We start from the raw sequence: 25256 nt of genomic DNA, 5'->3' as shown, positions 1-25256 counted from the left end.
TCCTTTTTGTTTTATTTTGTATCATTTTTTTCATGTTTTGCTATAAAATTTGTTACCTCAGGCATTAACTCTTCGCTCATTATAGTTAAAAGAGCTTCCAGTTTTTTAGAATCTTCCTCGCTTATCCTCTCTTCTAGTCTGTCCATGACTATGTTTATATATTCCTCTTTCATTTCATAATAATCATAAAACTTTTGAGTTACTTCTAAATAAAATTCTCTCTTGTCTTCTTCAGATTGAATTTTTTTCAAATATCCCTTTTTAACTAAGGAAGCTATTTTATAAGCAATATTAGGATGAGACATTTCTAAAAACTCAGTTAAATCACTCACTCTTGGTCTTTTTAGTGCATGTATAACCTCAATTGTAAATGTTTCTGTAGCAGTTAATGTTGCTTCTCTATCCTGCAAATTTCGGAACATATTCTTATACAAATTCAACTTAAATTTATCATAAACTTCTGAAAATTTTTCATTTAACATAATAGCCTCCCTATATTTTAGGCAATTGCAAAAGAAATCTCACAACTCATAGCTTTCTCGCCATCTACAATTATGTATCCTTCTCCAAAGCCTACATTCCCTTTCTTATTTATTATTTTACAATGAATTTCTAATAAATCTCCAGGAACAATTTGCTTGTAAAACCTAGCTTTTTTTATTCCACCAAGAAAAGCGTTTTTCCCTGGTTCATTAATCAAAATAGCTACTGCTCCAACTTGAGCTACCGTTTCAACTTGCAATACCCCTGGCATCACTGCATAGTTTGGAAAATGCCCTTGAAAATATGGCTCATTCCCACTAACACACTTAATTCCTACAGCACTTTCGCCCTCTTCTAACTCAACTATTTTATCTACCATTAAAAAAGGTGCTCTATGTGGCAAAATATTTTTTACTTCTTCAAAATTTAGTTTCATTTTAATACCTCTTTATAACTAAAGTGGCGTTGTGTCCACCAAATCCCAAAGAATTTTTCAACATATATTTTGTTTCATACTCATTTATATCCGTTACAAAATTTAAATTACATTCAGGGTCTAAATTTTTGTAATTTACAAGAGGTGGAAGAATGTTTTCATTCATAGAAAAAATACTTATAGCTGTTTCAACTGCTCCAGAAGCTCCAAGTAAGTGTCCTATTTGAGATTTAGATGAAGAAACAAATACATCAGTGTCTTCGCCAAAAACCTTTTTTATAGCAGCAGTTTCATACTTGTCGTTCAAATCTGTTGAAGTGCCATGCGCATTTATATAATCAACATCTTTTTTATCTATGCCTGCTTCTCTAATTGCTCGTTCCATTGCCATAGCCGCATATTCTCCATTCGGAGCTGGAGACGTTATATGGTAAGCATCACAATTAGTGCTATATCCTACTATTTCAGCTAAAATATTTGCATTTCTCTTCTTAGCGTGCTCTAATTCTTCTAAAACTAATATTGCAGAACCTTCTCCCATTACAAAACCGCTTCTGTCTTTATCAAATGGTATAGAAGCCTTTTCACAGTCTTGTGATGTAGAAAGTGCTTTCATAGATGTAAAGCCACCTATTCCAAGTTCAGTTATACTCGCTTCACTTCCACCTGCAAATATAATATCTTCATACCCATCTTTTATATTTCTAAAAGCTTCTCCTATTGCATTAGTTGAACTTGCACATGCTGTAACAAAACATTGACATGAACCATGGGCGTGTATATCCATTGCAATGTTTGATGCAGTTAAATTTGAAATTGCCATTGGAATAAAATAAGGACTAACTTTATCAAATCCTCTCTTCATTCCTCTTTCGTGTTCTTTTTCTATAGTTCCCAAACCACCTATTCCGGAAGAAACATACACCCCCGCATTCATCTGCTCTACTTCTTCAACAGTTAATTTAGCATTTTCTAAAGCTCTTCTAGCTGCGACTATACCAAGTTGATTAACTCTGTCCAGCCTCTTTTGTTCTCTCTTATCAAAGTATTCATCTGCATTAAAATTTTTCAATTCCGCCGCAAGTTTTACCTCTCGCTCTATTGTATCATAATGTGTTATTTTATCTATACTACATATTTTATTTTTAACATTTTCTAAAACAGAAACTTGGTCATCTCCTATCGGACATAGAACCCCTATTCCCGTTACAACTACTCTTCTCATATTCCCATTCCCCCATCAACATTTATAACTTGACCGGTTATGTAATTTGCACTATCCGATACTAAAAAGCTGACTACACTTGCAATTTCTTCAGGCTGTCCAATTCTTCTAAGTGGTATTTCAGTAAGTATTTTCGCCTTTGTATCTTCTCCCAACTTATCTGTCATCTTAGTTTCAATAAATCCTGGAGCAATTGCATTTACTAACACGTTCTTAGAAGCTAACTCTTTAGCTGTTGACTTAGTGAGACCTATCATTGCAGCTTTTGCAGATGAATAATTAGCCTGTCCTACATTTCCATGAACTCCACTAATCGAAGTTATATTTATAATTCTTCCGAATTTTTTTCTTATCATTGATTTGCACAATAACTTAGTTAGATAAAATGCACTGTTCAAATTAGTTTCTATTACTTCAACAAAATCTTCTTCTGTCATTCGTATTATTAAATTGTCTTTAGTGATTCCTGCGTTATTTACCAACACAGCTATACTGCCAGCTATCTCTAAACATTTATCTACGATTTTTTTACAAATATCAAATTTAGATAAATCCCCTACTACTGTGAATACATCTTCTCCAAGTTCTGACTTTAGTTTTTCTAATTTTTCAACGTTTGAATTACCATGTATTATCAAAGAATAGCCTTTATTTTTTAACTCTCTTGCTATTGCACTTCCTATTCCACCTGTTGCGCCTGTTACAAGAGCAAATTTTTTATTCTCCATTTTTAAACCTCTCAATATAATTTATTATTTCATCGTCATTTTTTAACGTCTGTACATCTATTCCCTTAAATTCTTTTTTTACTATAGATGAAATTACACTTCCTGGACCTATTTCGATAAAAGTATCCACTCCATCATCAACCATATTTTTCAAAGTCTTATATAAAAGAACTGGTGATACTATTTGTTCGCACAACAAATCTACCATCTCTTCTCCGTTATATTTTTCACCACTCAAATTAGGATAGTAATCCATCTTTGGCTCGCTAAATTTAACATTTTTAAGAAACTGCTTATAATTTTTTGCCGCACTATACATAAAAGGAGTGTGAAATGCTCCACTAACTTTAAGTGGAATAGCTTTTATTCCATTTTCTTTTAATATTATCTGTAATTTTTGAATTCCAGTTTTTTCTCCTGATATAACAATTTGTTTAGAGCTATTTATGTTTGCTACATAGACTCTATCTTTTAACTCGTTATTATTTATAAAGTTTTTCAAATCATCTTCATTTGAATTCATCACAGCCAACATCCCACTCTCAACTTCATTAGAAGCCAAGTTCATTTCAAAGCCTCTAACTTTTACAAGTTCCAAAGCTGCTTTCTCATCAATCACTTCACTTAAAACCAATGCTCCATATTCTCCCAAACTAAGCCCGCAAGTTGCGCTGATATTTAAATTTTCTTTTATCAATTTAACTACACTTAGTTGAAACGCCAACATAATAGGTTGTAAATTGTCTGTCTTTGAAATAATTTCTATATCTCCGTTAAAAGAAATATCCGATAATTCTTTTCCCAAAATAGAATATATATTAGAAATTTCAGGATAGTTTTCTAATAACTTTTTTCCCATCCCACTATATTGAGACCCCTGTCCTCCAAATACTACTGCTACTTTACTCATCTTTCCCTCCAAGTATACTTGCTATATATTCTCTTACAGATGATATTTTTTTTATATTTTTAATATCTGTTCCACAAAAAAATAATCCTTCTTTAAAATCACCTTTAACCGCTCTAATTAAAGCCTCATTTATGCAATAAGGTGTACTTGCCGGTTCACACGTAGATATACAATTCACACAGTGCTTAGAAGGAAATCTATTTTTAACAGTATATTCAACAAATTCTGTACCAATAGCTCTAGCTGGAAGTCCAACTGGACTTTTTATTACTTCTACACCAACTTTGTTTTGATTATGTGAGTTCAATAAATTTTCTTTAGCTCTTCTATCTAACGAAGATTCTTCTGTAAACAAAAATCCAGTTCCTATTTGAACTCCGTCAGCACCTTCTTCAAGTGCTTTTTCAAAATGCTCTTTAGTTCCAAAGCCACCACCTATAAAAAGTGGTATATGTTCTTCAAATTGATTTTTTACTTTTAAAATTTCACTCAGTTCTTTAAATATATCTGTATTTAAATCTTCTACTTTAAACCCTAAGTGTCCTCCAGCTTCTGGCCCTTCAAAAACTATAAAATCAGGTTTTCTATTATATTTCTTCAGCCATTTTTTTATAATTATATTTAGAGCTCTTGCAGAAGATATAATCGGAGCTATTATTTTCTTATTGTCTATAAACTCAGGTAGTTCAAGAGGCAATCCCGCGCCAACTACTACACCATCAACTTCTGTTTCGTTTATAAACTTCAAATAATTTTCAAAGTTATTCACCACGTGCATTATGTTGACCATAATAATGCCCTTGCCATTTGCAATTTCTTTTGCTTTTTTTACTTCTCTTAAAAAACTTCTCTTGTTAGCTTCCATAGGATTTTTAAAAAAATCACTTTCCATATATCCGCAGTTAACGAAAGATATTGTTCCCATTCCACCTTCAGCAGCAACTGTCCCCGCTAACTCGCCCATTGAAATTCCTATGCCCATACCCCCTTGTACTATTGGTATGCTCATTAATTTATCTTTTATTTTAATAGACATTTCTTTGCCTCTTCATATTCGCTCATAAGCTTTTCAATTAAGTCCTTTGCCGGCATCAATTTATCATATTGCCCAACTGTGTATCCTGTCATTAAAGAACCCTCTTTTACATCTCCATCAACAACAGCTCTTCTAAGTCTTCCTACAGTAAATGTCTCTAATACGTCTATGTTAAATTCATTTTTTTCAAGTTGCTTATATTCTCTTGTCATATTATTTTTCAATAATCTCATTGGAAGTCCATTTATATGACCAACCGTAGTTACTTTCGATGAACTTGATTTTATAAGCGCTCTCTTATACTCTTCGTGAATTGGGCACTCCTCAGTAAATAAAAATGCCGTTCCTATTTGAACTCCTATCGCGCCTAAGATTTCAGCCGCAAGCATTTGCTTCCCGGAACCTATTCCCCCAGCCGCAATAATTGGAATATCAACCTCATCTTTTACTTGTGGAATAAGCACCATTGATGTCATCTCTCCAATATGACCGCCTGCTTCCATTCCTTCAGCTATAATTCCATTTAATCCAAACTTAGACAATCTCTTAGCTTGCACAGGAGAAGATATTACAGGTAAGACAGTTATTCCTTCCTTGTCAAAAGTTTCCATATATTTACTTGGACTTCCCGCCCCTATAGTTACAACTTTTACTTCGGACTCAACTATAATCTCTACCATTTCATCTATATCCGGTCTTAACATCATAAGATTTACTGCAAATGGTTTATCCGTTTTTGATTTGCATATTTCAATTTCCCTTCTAAGTATCTCAGGAGTCATACCACCTGAGCCTATAGTTCCCATCGCTCCTGAATTTGAAATACAAGCTGCAAATTCTCCAGTTGCAACATGCGCCATTCCACCTTGTAATATAGGATACTTTATATTTAATAACTTATTTATATTCAAATTACCACTCCATTAGCACTGAACAGATGCTAAGACCTGCTCCAAATGCTGAAAAAATTAACTTATCCCCATCTTTTAAACACTCTTTATTTTCAGATAGTAAAATTGGAACTGAAGCTGCCGAAGTATTTCCATACTCATTCACATTAACTTTAAATTTATCCATTCCCAAACTAAGTTTTTGTGAAACTTGCTCTAAAATTCTCTTGTTAGCTTGGTGCGCAAAAATATAATCAATATCTTTTTTTTCAATTTTTAACTTTTCAAATAGAGCCTCTATAGATCTTGGAACCTTATCAACTGCAAATCTATATACTTCTTTTCCTTGCATTTCAACGAAATTTCCTTTTTCCATAGCTAATGCATTTTCATTTCCATAAGTTTTTTCATCACTTACCCATAACTTATTATTTTTTTGAACAACTGCACCGGCGCAACCATCTCCAAATAACACAGCTGTAGTTCTGTCATTAAAGTCTAAAACACTTGATATTTTCTCAGCAGCTATTAAGAGCGCACATTCCCCATCTCTTAAAAATCTTTCTGCTAATACCATTGCCCCCACAAATCCTGTACAAGCCATATTGATATCTGCAGAAAGACAATCTTTATTCAAATTAAGTTTTTCATTTATAAACCCTGCCAACGAAGGTAAAATTCTCTCTGATGTAAAAGATGCAACTAAAACAAGTTTAATATTCTCTCTATCAAAATCTAATTTCTTAGCTAATTCAACAGCCATTTCAGCCACAGACATCTTTGTAAAATATCTTGACGATATTCCTGTCCTAGTCTTTATCCATTCATCAGAAGTATCTAAAATCTTTGTAAAATATTCATTTTCAACTTTATTTTCTAAATCTAATTTTTTTATATCTAAAAATTTTAGTCCCATCTTATCTCCCTATCATACGGAACTTTTCATAACGTTCTCTTTGTAAATTCTCAGCTGTCATAAAATTAGTTCTGCTGAGTTCTTCACTTATCAGCTTTTTAATTTGCATATAATCAGGCATATTATTTCTTTCTCGTACAATTTCATCAACTATTCCAAATTCATATAAATCTTTTGAAGTTATCTTCATAATCTCAGAAGCTTTATCTGCAAGAGCTGCGTTTTTCCATAGAATTGTGGCAAACCCTTCAGGTGATAAAATAGAATAAATTGCATTTTCAAACATATATATTTTATTTGCTACTGAAAGTGCAAGAGCCCCTCCTGAACCTCCTTCACCTATTACAAATGTAATTACGGGCACAGTGAGCGAAGCCATCAATTTAAGACTGCTTGCTATCGCTTCAAATTGTCCTCTTTCTTCAGCGTCAATCCCAGGATATGCTCCAGGAGTATCTACAAATGTAATTATAGGTCTTCTAAACTTCTCTGCTTGGCGCATAAGTCGCATACTTTTACGATAACCCTCCGGTAATGGCATACCAAAATTTCTTTTGACACCATCTTCCACACCATTTCCCTTTTCTATTCCAATAAATGTTATAGGAATATCTTCGAAACTACCAATGCCCCCTATAATAGAACGAGAATCTCCAAAACTACGGTCTCCTTTTAAATAGACTATATCTTCAAAAATATTTTCCACTAATTCTATAGTTCTAATTCTTTTATCGGACCTGGCATTTTTTACAATTTCATATACGCTCATAACTAGCTCCTGTTTTTTCATGTAACTTTAAAATTTTATAAATTTCTTCTCTTTGTCTATCTCTTGGACAAATTAAATCTATAAAACCACATTCTTCAAGTTTTTCAGCTCTTTGAAAACCTTCAGGTAATTTTTGTCTAACAGTTTGCTCTATTACTCTTGGTCCAGCAAAACCTATCAATGCTTTTGGTTCAGCTATAATAATATCTCCTAAGCCTGCAAAACTTGCACTAACCCCTCCCATTGTTGGATTAGTGAGCACACTTATGTACAACAATCCCTCTTTTGAAAATTCATTTATAACGGCTGCTGTCTTTGCCATTTGCATAAGTGAAAAAATGCCTTCTTGCATTCTAGCTCCACCGCTTGACGAAAAAATTATTACAGGCAACTTTTCCGCCATTGCATATTCAAACATAGAAGTCAGTTCTTCTCCAACAAAAGTTCCTAAGCTTCCCATTAAATAATCCTGTTCAAGAACAGCTATGACAACTTTAATATTTTTAATAGTGCCTTTAGCTATAGAAATTGCTTCCTCTAAACCAGACTTATGTCTCTGTTCCTCTCTTAATTTATCGTAATCAGGAAAAGAAATAGGGTCTTTGTGTTTTGAATTGAATTTCAAATTTTCATATCCTTCATCAAAAAGATATTTAAATCTATCTTCACCCAATATCTTTAAATGATGACCACAATTTGGACACACATATAAGTTTGATTTTAAATCTTCAATTTCAATTATTTTTTTGCACTTTTTACAACCTTTGAATAAATCGGGAATTTCCTTAGCAACTTTTTTATCTTTTGAATGAGGAATCCTAACTTTTCTTACAATATCAAGCAGATTTTTCCTCTTACTTAAACTTCCCATCTACTCACCTTTTTCTATACTTCTCATTGCCTCAACTAATGACTCTTCTTTTTCCCTTAAATAGCCTGTATTAATTCTGCCTCTTATAAAATCTTTGTCGTGCAAAACAGCATATTGGAAACCTAAATTTGTTTTAACTCCATCAATTATGGTCTCTTCTATCGCTCTTCTCATTTTCTTTATAGTGCCTAGGCGTGTCTTATCTTTTACGATGAGTTTGGCAACCATTGGGTCATAAAAAGGTAAAATCTTAGCTCCCTTATATAGAGAAGATTCAAACCTTGTATCCATTCCCCCAGGCGGTAAATAGAAACTCACTTCTCCACATTGAGGTTGAAAACTATTTAAAGGATCTTGAGCATTAACTCTTATTTCTATTGAGTGTCCTTCTTTTTTTACATCACTCTGTTTGATAGAAAGTGGTAACCCAGATGCAATCTTTAATTGTTCCTTGACTATGTTAATTCCAGTTATCATCTCAGTAACTGCGTGTTCCACTTGAAGTCTTGTGTTCATTTCCATAAAATAAAATTTTTCATCTTTATCCACTATGAACTCTACAGTACCCGCTCCCTCATACTTGCAAGCCTTAGCACAATTCACAGCCGCCATTCTTATTCTTTCCAATAAATCTTCACTTAGAAATATACACGGTGCTTCTTCAAGTATTTTTTGATTGTTTCTCTGTAAACTACACTCTCTTTCAAAAAGATGCACTACATTTCCATATGAATCAGCAAGTATCTGCACTTCTATGTGTCTTGGATTTTCAATAAACTTTTCCATGTAAATAGTGTCATTTGAAAATGATGCTTGTGCTTCTCTCTTTGTCAATTCCCATGCAGAAACTAACTCTTCAATTTTAGAAACCTTTCTCATTCCCTTGCCTCCGCCACCAGCAGAAGCCTTGAGTAAAATTGGAAATCCTATTTTTTCGGCAGCATCAATTAAATCTTTTTCACTTTTTATTTCCTCATTAAACCCCGGAACAGTTGGAACTCCATTTGATATCATCAAATTTTTTGAAGATATCTTTTCTCCCATTGTCTTCATTACATTAGAACTTGGTCCAACTAATTTCAAGCCACATTTTTCAACTTTATCTGCAAAATCTCCCTTTTCAGATAAAAACCCGTATCCAGGATGTATTGAATCACATCCTGTTTCTAATGCAGCCATTAAAATATTAGACTCATTTAAGTATGAAGATTGACTCTTCCCCGCTCCAATGCATACAGCTTGGTCAGCTAAATAGACAGCTGGTTGCTCTTTATCTACATTTGAGTACACAACCACTGTTTCTATTCCCAACTCTCTACAATTTCTTAAAATATTTAGTGCAACTTCTCCACGATTTGCTATCAATAATTTTTTAAGCATTTATTTTCTCCAAGATAAAAAGTACTTGCTCAAATTCAACAAGTTCCTCATTCTTGCAACAAACTTTTTTTATAATTCCATCAAAAGGAGATTTAATTTCATTCATCATCTTCATAGATTCCAAAATACAAATTACATCTCCTTTTTTAACTTGCTTACCCTCAAATACGAAAGGTTTAGACTCAGGGTCTTTAGAAGAATAAAATACTCCCACCAAAGGTGATTTTATCTCTTCCCCTTTATTCTCTTTATCCATAACCTCAACAGTAGGTTCAACATTATTTACTCCGCTAACCTCAACTTGTTGAGATTCAAAATTTTCAGTCTTATAATATCTGAAATCTTCTTTTCTTAAACTCAAAGAATAATTCTCTATCTTCATTTCTAGAGAACTACTTTTTGAGTTATCAAACTCTTTTATTAAACTTTTAGTAAGTTCTAAGTACTTTTCCATTAGTTTTTACTGTTAATATACTTAAATACATCTCCAACAGTTATAAAATTTGCAAAATCCTCATCCGGAATTTCAACATTATAATTTTCTTCTATAGCCATTGAAAGTTCTACAGCGTCTAGAGAATCTAATCCAAGGTCATCTTGTAAATTAGCTTCCTCTGTTATTTGATCCATTTCAGTTCCAAAATTCTCACAAATTAAATTTTTTAATTCTTCAAAAGTCATTTTTATATCCCCCAAATTTATTTCATTTTTTTATGTAAGTAATTCTATTACACTATAATTGATATGTCAAATTTTTTAAATAGTTTTATTTTACAAAAAAAGACGATTTAATCGCCTTTAATAAAATACCTTTTAATTTCCAACTAAATACTGACTTAAAACTATTGCCAATATACTTAGCACTACACTTAAAGAAATGTATATGCCTCCAATTAAAACCTCTCCTTTATTAAACAATTGAAAATTTTCAAATGCAAATGAAGAAAAAGTTGTAAAACCCCCACAAATTCCAACCTTAAAAAATAATATCCATCTATAGTCCAAGTCTTTATTCTTTAATCCAATAGCAACAACTAAACCTATCACAAATGACCCAATTATATTTATAATCAAAGTTTTCATAGGTAATTGAGTTTTATCAACGCCTATCAATCCTATTAAGTACCTTAAAATGCTCCCTATGAAACCACCCAAACCAACTACTAAACAATCAAGCATCTTCTCTACCACCTAATACATATAAAAAATCCTCTATATCCACCACACAAAATCCATTTTCTCTTAACAATTTAGCAAAAATTCCTGAACCATTTATCAAATTACCACTAAATGTCCCATCATATACTTGCTTAGCTCCACAGCTCGGACTTCTTGACTGCAATATAGCTAATTCAATTTCATTTTGTTTTGCAATCTCAAGAGAAATTGAAGCACCTTTTTTAAATTCACTATTCACAACTTTTCCATTCCTATTAGTAACAATTCCATCTACAATTTCAGCTGGAACTCTTGGTGTCGAAAGCCCCCCCAAAACTTCAGGACAAACTGCAATAACTTCATGTTTACTCAAAACTCTCTTTAAATTTTCATTCAAATTATTTCCACCATTGTACTTACAATTTTCTCCAAGTAGACAAGCACTAACTAATATCCTCATATAAATCTCAGCTCCAAATTTAACTTTTTAAATATTTCTCTTTAGGATTTTATCATAAAACTATTAAAAATAATCTTTTACACAAAAAAGATACCTCTTAGCGAGATATCTTCTTAAGTCTTGCCTTATTTAAATTCATTAGAATATAAATCAAATAACTATTGGACAATATTATATATTTTCAAAATAATCTTCCGCTAATATTGAATACATACAAGCATCAACCATTCCCTTATTACTCCAATCTGCTTTTCTAAGTGTTCCCTCGTACACTAATCCACATTTTTGCATAACTTTTCCTGAACCAACGTTCTCTGGGTCATGTTGTGATTCTATTCTGTTAACTCCAACCTCTTCAAATAAAAAAGATATAATTTTTGAAAAAGCTTCACTCACAATTCCCAAATTCCACCATTTGCTCCCTATACAATATCCAATATGAACTTTATTTGTCATCTCATCCATTCCTACTACAGAAATAGTTCCTATTGATTCTTCTGTTTCCTTTAAAACTATTGACCACTGATAGAAATCTAAATTTTTATAATTTTCAGCCCATTCACTCAATACTTCTCTTGTGACTTCAATATTATTGTGAGGTTTCCATCTTAAAAATTCTGTAACCTTATCTTCATTTGCCCAATTTTTAAAAACTTGCTCGCTATCATCTAATGAAAACTTTTTAAGCACCAATCTTTTAGTTTCTAACCTAACCGTTCCCTTGTGCTCCATAGAACCCCCTATTTATGAATTTTATTGCCTATTCTCATTTCTTTTCTCCATATTGGAGATTCAATATCCTCTCCCCAATATTCATCTAAAGAAATAATTTTTCCATTCTCTAATTTAATAAATGAAACAACATGATGAAATTCACTTTTATCTTTTGCACATACTTTTACTACAGTTATTATCAAATCTTCTAACTTCTCAATTCTTTCAATAACACCCGACCAATTTCCAGGATATTTACAATTTGCCAGTATATAATCTTCAACCGTAAATTTTTCATTTGTATTGTGCCAGTATATAATCGCCTCATGAGAAAAATATTCTCTAATAGCAATTTCATCTTGGTTCAAAGTATCTTGCCAATATTTTTCTATTTTAAATCTTTTTCTATTTAACATAAAAACTAATAGTTCTATTGCCAAAACCACTGCCATAATAACTAATACTAATTCAATTGCAGTAAATGGTTTAAAATAATAGTTCCATTCATCACCTAAAAAGATTTTTGTTAACTCCAATGATAATGCTGTTGAAATAATATTTCCAACTACTATAGGAAGTATTGTAGTATTTTTATTTATAAAATTTATTGTAAATATTAAAATTGCTATTCCTAAAAAATAACCCAACAAAGAGCCATATTTTGCATCTATGTATAATCCCAAAAATGCATACGGGAGTATCATTAAAAATAATTCTATTTTTCTTTTCATGTACCCTCTCAATATATAGTATTTTGTAGTATATATTATACTATCTTTATTAAAATTTACATTTAAATTTTATGATATAATTTTTATAAATCTTAATATCGGTTTCTTGGGAGGTAGTTTTGAAATTATCATCATTTTTATATTTTGCAAACTTTGGTATAAATACGATACTTTTTAAAAAGAAAAACCCTATTCTTGGAACTATTATAATTACAGATAAATGTAACTTAAGTTGTAAACACTGTTCGGTTAATAATATAAGTTCCATAATCTATACATACTTTCAAATAAAAAATGAAATGCGTATCCTCTACAATTTAGGAGTTAGAATTTTATTTTTCTGTGGTGGAGAAACTTTTCTTTGGAAAGATTCCGGCAAAACTTTAAAAGATTTAGTGGTTGAAGCAAAGAATATGGGATTTTTAATTGTAAATGTTGTTACAAATGGTACTTATCCTATTGATTTACCAGAAGCTGATTTAATTCTCTTGAGTTTAGATGGCGATAGAGAAAGCCACAATACTATACGAGGAAATACATATGATTTAATTTTGGAAAATATAAAAAATTCTACATCTGATAATATTTGCCTATATATGGCAATAAACAAAATAAATAAAAACTCAGTTAAAGATGTTTGTAATCTTTCTACAGACTATAAAAATATTAGAGCAGTTTCTTTCAATTTTCATACTCCATATCCTGACACTGCTCATTTAAAACTTTCAAAATCCGAAAAACTTGATGTTTCCAAGATTATTGCAAATGAAATCGACAATGGCAAACCTATATTTAATTTAAAATCTGCTCTTCCTTTTTTGGTTGAAAATAGTTTTCCAACGCCTTGTTATCAATGTGTTGTCATCGAAAACAATACTATTTCACCTTGTGGTAGATGCATTGAAATTTCAGGGTTATGTGAAGAATGTGGTTATTTTTTCGTTGCTGAATACACACTCTTGTTTAGTGGAAATGTAAAAATAATATTTGAAATGTTAAAAACGTATTTAAAATATATTTAAGGAGAAGATATGTTAACAAAGCTTGGAAAAATATGGCTTACTCGTTCTATTAAACCATTTATCTTTAATAGAGAATATGATAATTCTCTGTCCTATTTAAATTTAGATAATCTTGGACTTTATATTCACATACCTTTTTGTAGAAGCATTTGTGATTTTTGCCCATACTGTAAAACAATATATTCTAAAGAAAAATGTGATAAATACTTAGATTATCTTTTAAAGGAAATAGAACTCGTTGCAAACCAATCTCGTATAAAAAAAGAAATTACCACTCTCTACTTTGGCGGTGGAAGTCCTGCTCTTGCAATAGATAGATTAGATGAGATTCTCTACACGATTTCAAAATATTTTTATATTAAAGATGGAATTGGAATTGAACTACACTCCGAAGATGTGACTGTTGAGTGTTTAGAAAAATTAAAAAGTCTTGGAATAAATAAAATAAGCATTGGCATTCAGTCTTTTCAAAGTAAATTTCAAAATATTTTAGGTAGAAAATTTGTCAATTTACAATCCTTGTCTGATTCTCTTTCAAAAGTTAAATTTGAAACTGTATCAATGGATTTTATATTCGCCTTACCTAATCAAAACTATTTAGATTTAAAAAATGATATAGATTTGGCATTTGATATTGGAGCAAATCACATAGCCCTGTATCCTTTTATAAACTTTAAATTCACCAAAAGTCCTATTAGTGCACTTAACACAAAAGAAAAAAGAAATTTATACTATTCGATAATCAAACATTGTACTGATAAAGGATATTCTCAAAATTCAATATGGACTTTTTCAAAAAATAATTCTATATATTCTTCTATGACTAGAGAAAACTATCTTGGCTTTGGTTGTTCAGCAACTACTTTATTAAAAGACCAATTTAAAATCAACACCTTCTCAATTGATGATTATATAGCTCGGATAGAAAATAAAGTACTCCCCACTTCTTTGACTACAAGATTTACTAAAAGACAGAGAATGTTATACTATCTTTTTTGGACAGCATACTCTACAAAGGTATCAGAAAAAGACTTCGAAAAATTTTTCAATTGCTCCTTAAAAAAATATTTTGGCTTGGAAATTAAAATAGCTAAATTATTGAAATTCATCGAAGAAAAAGATGGTGTCTATACCCTAACTCCTAAAGGCTCTTTCTATTTCCACTATTACGAAAATTTCTATACACTATCTTATATAGATAAAATGTGGGGAATTATGAAAGAAAATCCTTTCCCCCAAAAAATTGAACTTTAAAAAGGACAGATTTAAATCTGTCCCCTATTATTTTTAAAATACTAAAACTTCATATCCTTCTTCAACATATTTTGTTACCCCTGCGTGTCCATTCATATCTTGCATCAATTCTAATCCAGCTTTTTTATTATCTTCAAGCACCTCTAGAGTTTTAGAACAAGCATAGCAAACTCCAACAATTGTTCCATTTTCTTTCAAAGTTAAATACAATGGATTCTTTTCTTCTTCCAGTTCTTTAGGTAATGTTACAGATTGCCCTTCAAGTACAATCTTTACTTCATTTCCACTTTCTTTTAATTGTTTAGCATTCATTAGAGCGTGTAAGAAACACATCTTTTTGCCTTCCATAGTGTAGATTAAAAATTTTTTCATCATATCCCCCTCATAATTTAAATTCCCACATTAAAACGTTTAATTTATAACTTAAACTTCTTATACCCCAAATAACAAAGCTAACACCAAATTAGTGTTAGCCTATTAAAATCGTTATTAAATTTTCTGCCTCTTCCTTATTAAATGAATTTGATTATACTCTCTAAGATAGAAATAATATCCCCCACACAACAAATATAAAACACCTATAGCTCCAAGCGGTTTATTGAAATTTTCAAGTATTATATATCCTACAAATCCACCCACTATGAAAAATACTATGGATAAGATATAAAATTTAACTTTCCAAAATTCTGTTTCTCTACCTCTTATGTATGAGCCAAGCGCAAATCCCGCATCTGTTAAATAACCCGTGACATGACTTGTCCTTATAAGTGTGCCCTTATACTTTATAAACATCCCATTTTGCATACCTATTAAAAGAGAAATCAAAAACAACCTAGATGACTCAATATTTAAAAAATCTGTAAAAATTAAAGCACTTCCACCTACTATAAGTGAAATGCCATATCTCTTTTTGGGAATTCTAACTTTGTCATAGTATAAAATTCCGGATAGTGCAGAGCCTATAAAAAAACTTCCTAACAAAATAAATAATCTATATGGAATATCTAAATTTTCATACAAACTAATTGCTATTTCACTTGAATTCCCAGTATGGTGTGTTATTGGAGTGCCAAGCTCTTTTATCGCATACACATTTATCGCACCCGTAAGCATAGTCATCCAATAAATCCAAGTTACAAACCTATAATTAGCAATTTCATGCGCCTTAATTGCCTTTGACTTTTTGTTCATAAATCTCCCTTGTCGTATATATTCTAGAACAATTATACAATAAAAATTTAAGTTTTTTATTACAATTTAAAAAGAGTGGAAAATCAAATTCCCACTCTAATAAAATATTAAATTAACAACTTTCCATAGGATTTAAAAGTTGATAAAGTGTTTTTACATGCACTCCTGTTGCTCTTTCAGGAAGATATCCATTCGCTTTTGAAAGATATGCAGTTCCAGCTATATCCATGTGAACCCATGGAGTATTTCCATCTACAAAGCAGCCTACAAACTGCCCAGCAGTTATTGAGCCACCATAACGTCCTCCAGTATTCTTTAAATCTGCAACTTTTGATTCAAATAATTTTTTGTATGCTTCATCATTAGGTAGTTCCCAAATTTTTTCTCCAGCATTTTTAGCACTTTCTTTTAACTCAGCTAAAAATTCACTGTTATTTGTAAGCACACCAGTGTACTCTTCGCCCAAGGCAACCAAAACAGCTCCAGTAAGAGTCGCCAAATCGATTACTCTATCTACTTTCAGTTCACTTGTTGCAAAATAAACAGCATCAGCTAAAGTAAGTCTACCCTCAGCATCAGTGTTTCCTATTTCAATAGTCTTCCCAGCCATTGAAGAAATAATATCTCCAGCCTTATAAGCGTGACCTGAAATCATATTTTCACAAGCCGCAACGATTCCAACAACATTTACCTTAGCTTTTGACCTTGCAATTGCCATCATAGTACCTATTACCGTAGCCGCACCCCCCATATCTGAGTGCATACTTGCCATACTATCAGCCGGCTTTATACAATATCCACCACTATCATAAGTTATCCCTTTTCCTACAAGTCCTGTTCTAAACTTAGAGCTTCTATCTCCGTTGTATTCCATGACTATGAATCTTGGGTCGTTATCTGAGCCCATTGCAACAGACATAAATGCATCCATTCCCATGTTTTCGATTTCTTCTCTCTCATAAACAGTAACTTTTACTCCCAAAGGTTGTAAATTAGTTTTAACTGTTGTAGCTAAAAACTCAGGAGTCATTACATTTGCTGTTTCATTACAAAGCTCACGAGCAAAGAAAACCCCATTCATTTGATTTTCAATATACTTTAACCCTTCTTCTAGCTTTCCTTCAGGTCTTATAAAAGGTGTGTAATTTACTTCTAATTCAAAATCTTCTTCCTTAGATGATTTCTTTGTAAAATTATAACTTCCTTGACAAAGACCTTCATATATAGACATCATAGTTTTTCTATGACAAAGTCCAAAATCTTCCATTTCAAAAGAAACAATACTTTCTTTATTATTTTTCAATTCCTTATATAAATTAAAAGAAGCTAGCTTAATATTTTCTTCATTTAATTCACTCTTGTTGCCTAATCCAACTAAAAATGAACTTTCTCCTTCAATATTTGGAAAATATACAACTTCTCCTACTTTTCCTAAAAAACCATGTTCATTAGCCCACTTAACTAACCTGAAATCTTTTGCTTCATCAGAAAAAGTAAATATAACTTTTGCCCCACCTTTTTTGTCTAAATTAAATTTCATATTAATTCCTTTCTTGTACAATTATTCTTAAATTTATTATATCCCAACTCATTAAAGTTAAACAAACTATTTAAAAATCTTTATAAATTATGTATCTATAATATTATTTTTAAATCACTTAAATTAGAAATACTATTTTCTCCAATATTTATTCCATAGAATTTCAAATTACAATTTTTAGCAAATTGCATATCACTTTCTGAATCACCACAGAAAAAAGACTTTTCTAAATTTATTTCAGGATATTTTTCCAGTACTTTTTTCATCATTCCCGTTTTAGGTTTGCAACAGTCACAATTTTTAGACTTAGAATGTGGACAAAAAAATATGTCTAAAATTTCTATCTCATTACTCTTTAAACATTCAAGTAACTTATTTGTAAATTCATAGTACTGCTCTATACTTATTATTCCATCACCAATTATGTATTGATTCGTTAAGATAATTATTTGATATCCCTTACTCAATAAAAATTTCATACCTTCAATTGAACCCTCCAACATTTTAGGTTCTCTTATTAACTTCCATTTTTCATCGGGATAATCCAAATTTATTGTTCCATCTCTATCCAAAAAAGCTACTTTCATCTTGCATCTCCATAAATATTTTATTTCTAATAGACTAAAAATATAGAATAAATAAAAATAATTTACATTTTCAGCTTACCTTATAAGAAATGACATAAGAATATTCTTATGCCACTTCCACTTTATTTTAACTCATGTATAAACAATCCTGAACGAGGTTTTGGCTCAAACCACGTTGATTTTGGAGGCATTACTTCTCCTAAATCCGCAATGTTCATCAATTCTTTTAAAGATGTTGGATACAACGCAAAAGCCACTTTCATATCTTCTCCTACTCTTCTTTCCAACTCTTTTATACCTCTGATTCCACCTATGAAGTCAATTCTATCATCTGTCCTTGGGTCTTTTATTCCCAATATGTTATCCAGTACTTTATCTTGAAGAATTGATACGTCCAATTTATCTATCACACTTGAGTTTTCTATACTATTTTTAAGTTTTATTTTATACCATTCGCCATTTATATACATTCCAAATTCGCCCTTTTCTTTTGGAGCAAATTCTTTATCAACATTTTCTATATAAAAATCTTTTTTTATTGTTTCTATAAAATCATTGTCTGACAAACCATTTAAGTCTTTTACAACTCTATTGTAATCATAAATTTTGACCTGACTTTTTGGATATAAAATTGACATAAAAAAGTTAAATTCTTCTTGTCCAGTATAATTAAGATTTTCTAACCTTCGCATTTCTGCAACTTTTACAGCAGCGGCTGCCCTATGGTGTCCATCAGCTATATATAAATTATTAACTTTTTCAAATTCAGATTCTAATTTTTTTATTATTTCTTCATTTTTTATAGTCCAAACTCTATGAGTGACATCATCACTTGTTGTAAAGTTTATTTCCGGAACGCTTGAAACTATGCTTTCTAAAATTGAATTTATTTTTACCCTATCATCATAAATTAAAAAAATAGGTCCTGTATTTGAATCTAAAACATCTATGTGTTTAACCCTATCGTCTTCTTTGTCAGCTCTTGTCTTTTCATGTTTTTTTATAGTGCCATCTAAATAATCATCTATTGAAACACAACACACCAATCCAAGTTGTCTTCTTCCTTCGAATGTCAACTCATAAAGATATAGATTTGGCTTATCATCTTTGATTAAAATATTCTCTTTCATTTCATCAAAGTTTTGTTTTGCTCTATTGTAAACTTCTTGAGATTTCTCATCTGTTCCATCTGGTAATGTAGCTATAGGACTATCTACTTTTAAAAAACTATATTTTTCTTTTTCTATATCTCTTTTAGCTTCTTCTACACTATAAACGTCATATGGAAGTGCGGCAACTCTATCCGCTAATTCATTCATAGGTCGAACTGCACTAAATTTTCTAATTTGTACCATATAATTCTCCTACTTTATAAAACGAACTCTTACCACTCCATCAATAGCTTTTAACTTTTCTCTTAAATCCTCATTTACTTCACTGTCTATATCAATCATGGTATATGCCCAATTACCTTTATGACGATTTAAAAGATTTGCTATATTAATTCCCTCATTGGCCAGTATCGCACTTATTTGCCCTATCATATTTGGAATGTTCTTATGATTTACAGTAATTCTATTAACTGAATTACAAACTCCCATATCACAATCCGGAAAATTAACTGAATTTTTAATGTTTCCAAATAATAAATATTCAATCATCTCATTAACAACCATTATGGCAGAATTTTCTTCACTTTCTGGAGTTGAAGCTCCTAAATGAGGAATATTTATGGTGTTAGGTAATTCAAAGCTATCATTGTCCGGAAAATCGACCACATACTTAGCAACTTTTCCGCTCTCTAATGATTCTCTTAATGCTTCTATTTCTACCAAACCACCTCTGGCTATATTTATAATTCTTATCCCATCTTTTGCTATACTTAAAAGTTCTCTATTTACAAAATTTTCAGTCTCTTCTGTTTTTGGTATATGAATTGTAACATAATCACAATTTGTAAAAATATCTCTAACTTCTGTAACATAGTTTACTTTTGAATTTAGGTGTAGCGCATTTTTTAGTGAAATAAAAGGATCATGACCGTATACTTTCATGCCCATATTAATTCCCGTCTCAGCTACTAGCTGTCCCGTTGCACCAAGGCCTATAACACCTAATTTTTTTCCGTATAATTCAGGACCAACAAACTCTTTTTTCCCTGCTTCAACTAATTTTGGGATATCTTCTTTGCCTTTTAGAGTTTTAGTCCATTCTATTCCCTCTACTACTTTTCTTGATGCCAAAAGTAGTGCAGTAAGAGCAAGCTCTTTAACTGCGTTTGCGTTACCTCCCGGAGCATTGCAAACCACTATACCATTTTCAGAACACTTGTCTATTGGAATATTATTAACTCCCGCACCTGCTCTTCCAATGTATAAAGTGTTTGGTGAAAATTCGTAGTCATGCATTTCAGCACTTCTGACCAAAATTCCAACCGGTTCACTTTCGTCCTCTATCAAAAAATTATCTGCCAATAAATTTAATGCTTTTTTAGAAATATTATTTATTATTTTTACTGTATATTTTCCCATGTAGTCCCTCCCTTAGCGATTAGCAACTTCAAATTCTTTCATGAATTCAACCAATTTTTCTACACCTTCTACAGGCATAGCATTATATATACTTGCTCGCATTCCACCAACGGAACGGTGACCTTTTAAATTTTCAAAGCCTTTTTCTTTAGCTTCTTTTACGAATTTTAAATCTAAGTCTTTATTGCCCGTAACAAATACTACATTCATTAAAGAGCGATCTTTAGTTTCTATAGGATTTTGGAAAATCTTGCTGTTGTCTATAAAATCATAAATTAAGTTAGCCTTTTCTTTATTCCTCTTTTCCATCTCCTTTACCCCACCATTTTCTTTAACCCATTGTGCAACAAGTCCTGAAATATATATGTTATAACAAGGTGGTGTATTATACATTGAGTCCTTTTCTAAATGTGTTTGATAATTTAACATAGTTGGTGTAATTTCTTGAGCATTTCCAACCAAATCCTTTTTCACAATAACTAAAGTTACTCCACTTGGACCTATATTTTTTTGTGCTCCTGCAAACACCAAGTCAAATTTATTCATATCATACTCTTCGGATAAAATATTAGATGACATATCTGCCACAATAGGCAAACTAATCTTATCTACTATTTCGGGCCTAATTCTTGTACCGTATATTGTGTTGTTAGTGCAAATGTATATGAACTTTGCATCACTTCTTATTTCATCTTCTAGTATTTTTGGAATATAAGTAAAATTCTTATCACTTGATGACGCCAAAATTTTTACATCTGCATATCTTTTTGCTTCTTCATATGCTTTTTGGGCCCATGACCCTGTTATTAGATAATCTGCCTTTTCATTTTTATTTAGTAAATTTAAAGGCACCATAGCAAACTGAGTATGTCCTCCACCTTGTAAAAATAAAATTTCATACTTGTCATCCAATCCCAATAATTCTTTGAATGTACTCTTGGCATCTTCTTGTATTTGCTCGTAGGAGGATGTTCTATGACTCATTTCCATAACTGACATTCCACTACCTTTGTAATCTAACATTTCTTTTGCAGCTTTTTCTAGAACTTCTACAGGCAACATAGAAGGTCCAGCTGAAAAATTTAATATTCTACTCATAGTTATCCTCCTTAAAATAAATATTTATTGCAATAAACTTATCCCTCGTTTAAATGCTTAGTAAAAATTCTACTACTTTATTAATTAACGTGCAACAGTATTTTTTGCAGATAACGTTTTTATTTTAAATCCTAAATTGCAATATCAAATTGAACTATTTCTCCCAAAATATCAACTAACCCTAATTTATTTAGTTCTTTTATGAACACCTCTAGAGGCGTTCGGTAATTTAGGATTTTTCTTGGTAAATTGTTCATCCAGTTCATTATTTTTAAATAGTGGTCTTCATCGTAGTTTAATAAGGATTTTCCTTTTGGAAGGAATCTTCTTATTAGGCTATTATGTTTTTCGTTACTTCCTCTTTCTTGTGGGTTATTTGGATGGCAATAGTATATATCTCTAACTAAGCTATTTTCTAGTTTTGTTAAGTTAGCAAATTCTAATCCATTATCACTTGTTATGCTTTTGAATATTGCTGTGGAGTTTTCTAGTTTTGATAGTAATTTTTCTAATTTTTCATTAACTGATGATGAATTTTTTGTTGCAATTTTTAGTATTATTTCCATCCTTGTTTTTCTTTCTGTTTATAGTAATTAAAGCTGGTTCTTCTTTATTTTTCTTTGGTACTACTGTGTCTATTTCCCAATTGCCAAAGCTTGACCTTTCTTCTATTTCTAATGGTCTTTCTTCTATGCTTTTTCCAAGTTTTCTTTTACTTTTTATAGTTCTTTTAATAGATGTTTTTCTTCTTAATTTCAGGGGCAAGTCTATAGATTTTATTTTTAAAAGACCTAGGTCTACATAGTTATATAAGGTTCTTGTACAGAGCATTTCACCAGAAAAAAGTTTATGTCTCTTTGCATATCCACAAATTACATCTAAAGGCCATTTATCTTTGGTAAATTTAGTATGAACAAATTCTAAAAATTTACTACATTCCAAAGTTTTATATGGTTTCTTAGAATTTTTTCTATGTTTCTCATAGACTCTCTTTCTTGTATCGGGATAATATACTTCTACTTCTTTATCGTTTTTAATTTGGGGGACTGTTCCTCGTTTTAATTCATTTCTGATTGTATTTGAAGATCTATTGAGTTCTTTAGCTATCTTGTACGCAGAATAGCCTTTATTGTGTAAAAGCTGAATTTGTCTTCTTTCTAAATCATTTTAATGTTTATTTTTTCTTGAATTTGTTGTAGTATTATTATATTCCATAGTCATCACCTTTTGGTTTTTTGTTTTTGGTGAATCAATTGTACCAAATGTGATTTACTATGGATTTTTTAGTTCATTTTCATTTTACAATTAACCTTTTGTATTTTAATTTTCAAGTTATTTATTAATGAATATTCCATTATTTCCTCCAAAATGTTATATTCATTATTTTATCAAATTGTACATTCCTATTTAATCATTTTTGTACATTCTTATTTTACCGTTTACAGTCAAGCTACGATTTTGCTATCTCTTCTTCTCGCCTACATCTCTCGATGCAAACCTTGGGAATCACTATGGAGTTCGTCGGCAACTACGCCTCTTGTGGACTTTCACCACAGACTGACGGCATTCCCGTCATACCAAAAAAACAGAGCATATTTTAAATACGCTCTGTTTAAATAAATTTTATATATTTTTATTTTCTGTTATCTCTACTAAATCATACATATCAAAATTTTTCCATTCAACTTTAAAATTTAAATTCTCACTTATAAATCTAACAGGAACAAAGTTTATTGAATTTATATTCACAACCTTAGCTCCCATATCTATTGATTTCATATTTGAATTTTTCATCAAATATGCCCTTGAGCTATCTTCAAACATTCTAATTGACACATCGTTGTGATTTATTACAAAACCTGCGCCTCTTTCTTCTGTAGATGGCAAATATTCAACTGTTGCTCCAAGTTTTTCAGCTATCCCTCTCACAGAAACCATCACTCTGCCAGTTTCTTGTTGCAAAAATACACCTGATATATCTTCAAATTGTTTACCCATTATAGAAACTTTCAATTCTCTCTCGCCTGCAAAGCACAGAGAACTCATTATAAAAACACATATTAAAACTGTTATAATTTTTTTCATATTACTCCTAAGTTATTTTTTTGAAATTGTATATTTCTTAACTATTTTCTTCACTTTTACTATAGGCCTTTTTGGTATGGAAACATATTTATAATTTAGCAAAACTCTCTTGTATAATTCTGATACTTCTTTAGCAAAATTTTCTTTTGAATACCTTTGGGAAGATATGTATGCATTTTTGCTCATTTTATTTCTAATATTTTTATCAAACAAAATTTCTGCCACTTGCTTGAATTCTATATAATTGTTAAAGTAATACCCATTTACTCCATCTTCTAAAAGACCATCTAAGCACTCATCAGGTTTACAAATTAAAGGTAGTGAATTTGCCAGGGCTTCCACAAAAGTCAAGCCTTGTGTTTCACTTTGAGATGCACATAAAAATGCATCTGCAATTCTATAATATTTCCCTACATCATCAGGATTTACCATTCCTGTGAAGATTACTTTAGGATGAGATGTTCTGCTCACTATTTCATCAAAATAAGGGCCTCCACCTACTATTAAAAGTGTTATATTTTCATATTCACTTTGTAACTTCTTAAAATTTTCTATCACTTCATCCAAATTTTTTTCTTTAGCAACTCTTCCTAAAAATATAAATATAAAGTCATCTTTTTGTATTTTATGTCTATCTTTTAAAGAATCTTTTTCTATTGTACTTATTTCTTTTTCAAATTTAGACAAATCAATACCTGTTGGAATTACATCTATGTCTAACTTTATTCCCATGTCAATTAGAGATTCTTTAGCTTTTTTTGTTGGAGCAATTGCTTTTTGACAAGATTTAAAGATTCGTCTTAAAAAAGTATGTAAAATTTTCTCTCCTGTTTTTTGATACTTAATTACGTATTTTATATAGTGCTCATACATTGTATGATATGTATGAACTATTGGACATTTTGCTCCCGTAGCTATAACTCTTGCAAAATTAAATGTTGAAAATTCACTTTGTGTATGTACTATATCCGGTTTCCATTCTATTGCACTTAAAATAACAGGGTCTATTACAGAAAGTGAAGCTCTTATATCCGGATATATTTTCACTGGGAAACTTGATATATAGTATACTCCGTTTTCATAATATGATTTAAATGATTTTGATAAAGTGAGTATTCTAACTTCTATTCCCAATTTTTTTAATTCATCAGATAAATTTAAAACCGAAGTAACCACTCCATTTATCTGCGGTTTATATAAATCTGTAGCTATTAAAACTTTCATTTCTTTCTCCTTCTGAT

General features: G+C 31.0%; 30 protein-coding genes. 2 read left to right on the top strand and 28 right to left on the bottom strand.

From position 1 onward, the window contains the following. Positions 1-11 precede the first annotated feature (11 nt). The 17 genes from DYE58_RS08285 to DYE58_RS11375 all read right to left on the bottom strand — a co-directional run bounded on the left by DYE58_RS08285 (position 12) and on the right by DYE58_RS11375 (position 12707). On the bottom strand, positions 12-482 hold the full coding sequence (locus DYE58_RS08285) for a MarR family transcriptional regulator (RefSeq protein ID WP_004821289.1): 471 nt from the start codon (positions 480-482) through the stop codon (positions 12-14). Positions 483-499: 17 nt separating this feature from the next. Next, entirely contained in the window at positions 500-919 is a 420-nt protein-coding gene (gene fabZ, locus DYE58_RS08280; protein ID WP_004821287.1) for a 3-hydroxyacyl-ACP dehydratase FabZ, read from the bottom strand. A 1-nt stretch (position 920) separates the two neighbouring features. Beyond that, entirely contained in the window at positions 921-2144 is a 1224-nt protein-coding gene (fabF, locus tag DYE58_RS08275; protein WP_004821285.1) for a beta-ketoacyl-ACP synthase II, read from the bottom strand. Next, the gene (fabG, locus tag DYE58_RS08270) at positions 2141-2872 is read right to left on the bottom strand and encodes a 3-oxoacyl-[acyl-carrier-protein] reductase (protein WP_004821283.1); all 732 of its coding nucleotides are present in this window, start codon (positions 2870-2872) and stop codon (positions 2141-2143) included. Before fabG ends, fabF begins: the two co-directional genes overlap by 4 nt. Continuing rightward, complete coding sequence (locus DYE58_RS08265; protein WP_004821281.1) at positions 2862-3782, bottom strand: ACP S-malonyltransferase; 921 nt, start codon at positions 3780-3782, stop codon at positions 2862-2864. The genes fabG and DYE58_RS08265 overlap by 11 nt, the downstream gene beginning before the upstream one ends. Then, complete coding sequence (locus DYE58_RS08260) at positions 3775-4818, bottom strand: NAD(P)H-dependent flavin oxidoreductase (RefSeq protein ID WP_004821279.1); 1044 nt, start codon at positions 4816-4818, stop codon at positions 3775-3777. Before DYE58_RS08260 ends, DYE58_RS08265 begins: the two co-directional genes overlap by 8 nt. Continuing rightward, positions 4803-5729 carry an NAD(P)H-dependent flavin oxidoreductase gene (locus DYE58_RS08255; RefSeq protein WP_004821278.1) on the bottom strand — a complete coding sequence of 309 codons (927 nt, stop codon included), beginning with the start codon at positions 5727-5729 and terminating at the stop codon, positions 4803-4805. The genes DYE58_RS08260 and DYE58_RS08255 overlap by 16 nt, the downstream gene beginning before the upstream one ends. A gap of 1 nt (position 5730) precedes the next feature. Beyond that, the gene (locus DYE58_RS08250) at positions 5731-6624 is read right to left on the bottom strand and encodes a beta-ketoacyl-ACP synthase 3 (protein WP_004821276.1); all 894 of its coding nucleotides are present in this window, start codon (positions 6622-6624) and stop codon (positions 5731-5733) included. Position 6625: 1 nt separating this feature from the next. Further along, complete coding sequence (gene accA / locus DYE58_RS08245; RefSeq protein WP_115312193.1) at positions 6626-7393, bottom strand: carboxyltransferase subunit alpha; 768 nt, start codon at positions 7391-7393, stop codon at positions 6626-6628. Further along, positions 7380-8264 carry an acetyl-CoA carboxylase, carboxyltransferase subunit beta gene (accD, locus tag DYE58_RS08240; protein ID WP_004821272.1) on the bottom strand — a complete coding sequence of 295 codons (885 nt, stop codon included), beginning with the start codon at positions 8262-8264 and terminating at the stop codon, positions 7380-7382. Before accD ends, accA begins: the two co-directional genes overlap by 14 nt. Beyond that, the gene (locus DYE58_RS08235) at positions 8265-9644 is read right to left on the bottom strand and encodes an acetyl-CoA carboxylase biotin carboxylase subunit (RefSeq protein WP_004821270.1); all 1380 of its coding nucleotides are present in this window, start codon (positions 9642-9644) and stop codon (positions 8265-8267) included. Beyond that, positions 9637-10098: an acetyl-CoA carboxylase biotin carboxyl carrier protein gene (locus tag DYE58_RS11380; protein WP_004821268.1), complete on the bottom strand. Its 462-nt coding sequence runs from the start codon at positions 10096-10098 to the stop codon at positions 9637-9639. Before DYE58_RS11380 ends, DYE58_RS08235 begins: the two co-directional genes overlap by 8 nt. Further along, entirely contained in the window at positions 10098-10325 is a 228-nt protein-coding gene (gene acpP / locus DYE58_RS08225; protein WP_004821267.1) for an acyl carrier protein, read from the bottom strand. Before acpP ends, DYE58_RS11380 begins: the two co-directional genes overlap by 1 nt. Before the next feature lie 132 nt (positions 10326-10457). Next, entirely contained in the window at positions 10458-10823 is a 366-nt protein-coding gene (gene crcB, locus DYE58_RS08220) for a fluoride efflux transporter CrcB (protein WP_115312192.1), read from the bottom strand. Next, complete coding sequence (locus DYE58_RS08215) at positions 10816-11262, bottom strand: 2-thiouracil desulfurase family protein (RefSeq protein WP_004823300.1); 447 nt, start codon at positions 11260-11262, stop codon at positions 10816-10818. The genes crcB and DYE58_RS08215 overlap by 8 nt, the downstream gene beginning before the upstream one ends. Before the next feature lie 171 nt (positions 11263-11433). After that, positions 11434-11994, bottom strand: a complete 561-nt coding sequence (locus DYE58_RS08210) for a GNAT family N-acetyltransferase (RefSeq protein ID WP_004823301.1) — start codon at positions 11992-11994, stop codon at positions 11434-11436. 8 nt (positions 11995-12002) lie between these two features. Further along, complete coding sequence (locus tag DYE58_RS11375) at positions 12003-12707, bottom strand: hypothetical protein (RefSeq protein WP_245946076.1); 705 nt, start codon at positions 12705-12707, stop codon at positions 12003-12005. 119 nt (positions 12708-12826) lie between these two features. Between DYE58_RS11375 and DYE58_RS08200 the strand changes: the two genes are divergently transcribed. Then, on the top strand, positions 12827-13729 hold the full coding sequence (locus tag DYE58_RS08200) for a radical SAM protein (RefSeq protein WP_115312191.1): 903 nt from the start codon (positions 12827-12829) through the stop codon (positions 13727-13729). A gap of 9 nt (positions 13730-13738) precedes the next feature. Continuing rightward, entirely contained in the window at positions 13739-14983 is a 1245-nt protein-coding gene (locus DYE58_RS08195) for a coproporphyrinogen-III oxidase family protein (RefSeq protein ID WP_115312190.1), read from the top strand. A 33-nt stretch (positions 14984-15016) separates the two neighbouring features. Here DYE58_RS08195 and DYE58_RS08190 read toward each other — a convergent pair whose 3' ends face one another. The 11 genes from DYE58_RS08190 to DYE58_RS08145 form a co-directional block, all read right to left on the bottom strand. Next, positions 15017-15355, bottom strand: a complete 339-nt coding sequence (locus DYE58_RS08190) for a hypothetical protein (protein ID WP_040552360.1) — start codon at positions 15353-15355, stop codon at positions 15017-15019. Between the two features lie 117 nt (positions 15356-15472). Further along, the gene (locus DYE58_RS08185) at positions 15473-16174 is read right to left on the bottom strand and encodes a YoaK family protein (protein ID WP_004821254.1); all 702 of its coding nucleotides are present in this window, start codon (positions 16172-16174) and stop codon (positions 15473-15475) included. Positions 16175-16286: 112 nt separating this feature from the next. Next, positions 16287-17714, bottom strand: coding sequence for a leucyl aminopeptidase (locus DYE58_RS08180; protein ID WP_004821253.1), 1428 nt, complete (start codon positions 17712-17714; stop codon positions 16287-16289). A gap of 95 nt (positions 17715-17809) precedes the next feature. Next, the gene (locus tag DYE58_RS08175) at positions 17810-18301 is read right to left on the bottom strand and encodes a D-glycero-alpha-D-manno-heptose-1,7-bisphosphate 7-phosphatase (RefSeq protein ID WP_115312189.1); all 492 of its coding nucleotides are present in this window, start codon (positions 18299-18301) and stop codon (positions 17810-17812) included. 122 nt (positions 18302-18423) lie between these two features. Beyond that, positions 18424-19656, bottom strand: coding sequence for a DUF1015 domain-containing protein (locus DYE58_RS08170; protein ID WP_115312188.1), 1233 nt, complete (start codon positions 19654-19656; stop codon positions 18424-18426). Positions 19657-19665: 9 nt separating this feature from the next. Further along, positions 19666-20832 carry a phosphoglycerate dehydrogenase gene (locus DYE58_RS08165; RefSeq protein ID WP_004821250.1) on the bottom strand — a complete coding sequence of 389 codons (1167 nt, stop codon included), beginning with the start codon at positions 20830-20832 and terminating at the stop codon, positions 19666-19668. 12 nt (positions 20833-20844) lie between these two features. Next, on the bottom strand, positions 20845-21930 hold the full coding sequence (gene serC, locus DYE58_RS08160; protein WP_004821246.1) for a 3-phosphoserine/phosphohydroxythreonine transaminase: 1086 nt from the start codon (positions 21928-21930) through the stop codon (positions 20845-20847). Between the two features lie 131 nt (positions 21931-22061). Next, complete coding sequence (locus tag DYE58_RS11565; RefSeq protein ID WP_004821243.1) at positions 22062-22496, bottom strand: IS30 family transposase; 435 nt, start codon at positions 22494-22496, stop codon at positions 22062-22064. Then, positions 22450-23076: an IS30 family transposase gene (locus DYE58_RS11560; protein WP_218563723.1), complete on the bottom strand. Its 627-nt coding sequence runs from the start codon at positions 23074-23076 to the stop codon at positions 22450-22452. The genes DYE58_RS11565 and DYE58_RS11560 overlap by 47 nt, the downstream gene beginning before the upstream one ends. A 477-nt stretch (positions 23077-23553) precedes the next feature. Continuing rightward, positions 23554-24015 carry a copper amine oxidase N-terminal domain-containing protein gene (locus DYE58_RS08150; RefSeq protein WP_004823386.1) on the bottom strand — a complete coding sequence of 154 codons (462 nt, stop codon included), beginning with the start codon at positions 24013-24015 and terminating at the stop codon, positions 23554-23556. Positions 24016-24027: 12 nt separating this feature from the next. Then, complete coding sequence (locus DYE58_RS08145) at positions 24028-25239, bottom strand: glycosyltransferase (RefSeq protein ID WP_115312187.1); 1212 nt, start codon at positions 25237-25239, stop codon at positions 24028-24030. Positions 25240-25256: the final 17 nt, after the last annotated feature.

This window comes from Peptoniphilus indolicus (assembly GCF_900454665.1).
Classification (GTDB): domain Bacteria; phylum Bacillota; class Clostridia; order Tissierellales; family Peptoniphilaceae; genus Peptoniphilus; species Peptoniphilus indolicus.
Note: the sequence above shows the minus strand (reverse complement) of the source record. Positions and strands in the feature narration are given on the sequence as shown.

Coding starts and splice junctions, on each gene's coding strand:
- DYE58_RS08285 (WP_004821289.1), bottom strand. CDS start 482: ATGTTAAATGAAAAATTTTCAGAAGTTTATGATAAATTTAAGTTGAAT.
- fabZ (WP_004821287.1), bottom strand. CDS start 919: ATGAAACTAAATTTTGAAGAAGTAAAAAATATTTTGCCACATAGAGCA.
- fabF (WP_004821285.1), bottom strand. CDS start 2,144: ATGAGAAGAGTAGTTGTAACGGGAATAGGGGTTCTATGTCCGATAGGA.
- fabG (WP_004821283.1), bottom strand. CDS start 2,872: ATGGAGAATAAAAAATTTGCTCTTGTAACAGGCGCAACAGGTGGAATA.
- DYE58_RS08265 (WP_004821281.1), bottom strand. CDS start 3,782: ATGAGTAAAGTAGCAGTAGTATTTGGAGGACAGGGGTCTCAATATAGT.
- DYE58_RS08260 (WP_004821279.1), bottom strand. CDS start 4,818: ATGTCTATTAAAATAAAAGATAAATTAATGAGCATACCAATAGTACAA.
- DYE58_RS08250 (WP_004821276.1), bottom strand. CDS start 6,624: ATGGGACTAAAATTTTTAGATATAAAAAAATTAGATTTAGAAAATAAA.
- accA (WP_115312193.1), bottom strand. CDS start 7,393: ATGAGCGTATATGAAATTGTAAAAAATGCCAGGTCCGATAAAAGAATT.
- accD (WP_004821272.1), bottom strand. CDS start 8,264: ATGGGAAGTTTAAGTAAGAGGAAAAATCTGCTTGATATTGTAAGAAAA.
- DYE58_RS08235 (WP_004821270.1), bottom strand. CDS start 9,644: ATGCTTAAAAAATTATTGATAGCAAATCGTGGAGAAGTTGCACTAAAT.
- DYE58_RS11380 (WP_004821268.1), bottom strand. CDS start 10,098: ATGGAAAAGTACTTAGAACTTACTAAAAGTTTAATAAAAGAGTTTGAT.
- acpP (WP_004821267.1), bottom strand. CDS start 10,325: ATGACTTTTGAAGAATTAAAAAATTTAATTTGTGAGAATTTTGGAACT.
- crcB (WP_115312192.1), bottom strand. CDS start 10,823: ATGCTTGATTGTTTAGTAGTTGGTTTGGGTGGTTTCATAGGGAGCATT.
- DYE58_RS08215 (WP_004823300.1), bottom strand. CDS start 11,262: ATGAGGATATTAGTTAGTGCTTGTCTACTTGGAGAAAATTGTAAGTAC.
- DYE58_RS08210 (WP_004823301.1), bottom strand. CDS start 11,994: ATGGAGCACAAGGGAACGGTTAGGTTAGAAACTAAAAGATTGGTGCTT.
- DYE58_RS11375 (WP_245946076.1), bottom strand. CDS start 12,707: ATGAAAAGAAAAATAGAATTATTTTTAATGATACTCCCGTATGCATTT.
- DYE58_RS08195 (WP_115312190.1), top strand. CDS start 13,739: ATGTTAACAAAGCTTGGAAAAATATGGCTTACTCGTTCTATTAAACCA.
- DYE58_RS08190 (WP_040552360.1), bottom strand. CDS start 15,355: ATGAAAAAATTTTTAATCTACACTATGGAAGGCAAAAAGATGTGTTTC.
- DYE58_RS08185 (WP_004821254.1), bottom strand. CDS start 16,174: ATGAACAAAAAGTCAAAGGCAATTAAGGCGCATGAAATTGCTAATTAT.
- DYE58_RS08180 (WP_004821253.1), bottom strand. CDS start 17,714: ATGAAATTTAATTTAGACAAAAAAGGTGGGGCAAAAGTTATATTTACT.
- DYE58_RS08175 (WP_115312189.1), bottom strand. CDS start 18,301: ATGAAAGTAGCTTTTTTGGATAGAGATGGAACAATAAATTTGGATTAT.
- DYE58_RS08170 (WP_115312188.1), bottom strand. CDS start 19,656: ATGGTACAAATTAGAAAATTTAGTGCAGTTCGACCTATGAATGAATTA.
- DYE58_RS08165 (WP_004821250.1), bottom strand. CDS start 20,832: ATGGGAAAATATACAGTAAAAATAATAAATAATATTTCTAAAAAAGCA.
- serC (WP_004821246.1), bottom strand. CDS start 21,930: ATGAGTAGAATATTAAATTTTTCAGCTGGACCTTCTATGTTGCCTGTA.
- DYE58_RS11565 (WP_004821243.1), bottom strand. CDS start 22,496: ATGGAAATAATACTAAAAATTGCAACAAAAAATTCATCATCAGTTAAT.
- DYE58_RS08150 (WP_004823386.1), bottom strand. CDS start 24,015: ATGAAAAAAATTATAACAGTTTTAATATGTGTTTTTATAATGAGTTCT.
- DYE58_RS08145 (WP_115312187.1), bottom strand. CDS start 25,239: ATGAAAGTTTTAATAGCTACAGATTTATATAAACCGCAGATAAATGGA.